This is a genomic window from Gluconacetobacter entanii, assembly GCF_003206495.1.
GTDB lineage: Bacteria > Pseudomonadota > Alphaproteobacteria > Acetobacterales > Acetobacteraceae > Novacetimonas > Novacetimonas entanii.
Window position 1 is genome coordinate 1 of sequence record NZ_NKUF01000134.1, and the last position, 771, is coordinate 771.

A 771-nucleotide genomic window follows, 5' to 3' on the forward strand; every position below is an offset into this window, starting at 1 on the left:
GCGGCCTCAATGGCCACGACGATCACCGGTCCGTATGTTGACATCGGGGGTGGCTACAACCTGACCCAGACCCAGCACGGCCACTTTGCCGACACCGATGGCGGCACCGAGCCGGGCCGTGAAAAGGTCGGCCACCGTCACGGCTGGACCGGCTTCGGCGCGGTTGGCTGGGGCTTCGGGAACGGCCTGCGCGCCGAGGTCGAGGGCGACTACAACTGGTCCGAAATCTACAGCAAGAGCCGTGGCGACAAGGGCTCCGACCGCTCCTATGGCGGCTTCGTCAACGTGCTGTATGACATCGACCTGAAGCGTCTGTTCAGCATCGACGTCCCCGTCACCCCGTTCGTCGGTGTCGGCGCGGGCTACCTGTGGCAGGGCGCGCATGATGTCACCATCGGCGCGAACAACCCCGGCGGCGCACGCAGCCTGAGCGGCACCAAGGGCGGCTTCGCCTACCAGGGCATCGTCGGTGCGGCCTATGACATCCCCGGCGTCCCGGGCCTGCAGATGACCACCGAATACCGCATGATCGGTCAGCCGCAGTCCTTCACGATGGGCAACTTTACGGCGGGTGACGGTCACGCAAGCTTCGACCACCGCTTCAACCACCAGTTCATCGTCGGTGTCCGCTACGCGTTCAACAACGCGCCGCCGCCGCCGCCGCCGGCCCCTGCCGTTGTCCCGCCCGCACCGACCGCGGCGCGCACCTACCTCGTCTTCTTTGACTGGGACGGCGCAGCCCTTACCGGCCGTGCGCGTGAGATCGTGGCC

Annotated in this window: 1 protein-coding gene; it reads left to right on the forward strand. The window is 67.3% G+C overall.

The window, feature by feature from the left end:
• On the forward strand, nt 1-771 hold a 771-nt coding region (locus CFR72_RS16875; RefSeq protein WP_110914821.1), incomplete at both ends, for an outer membrane protein.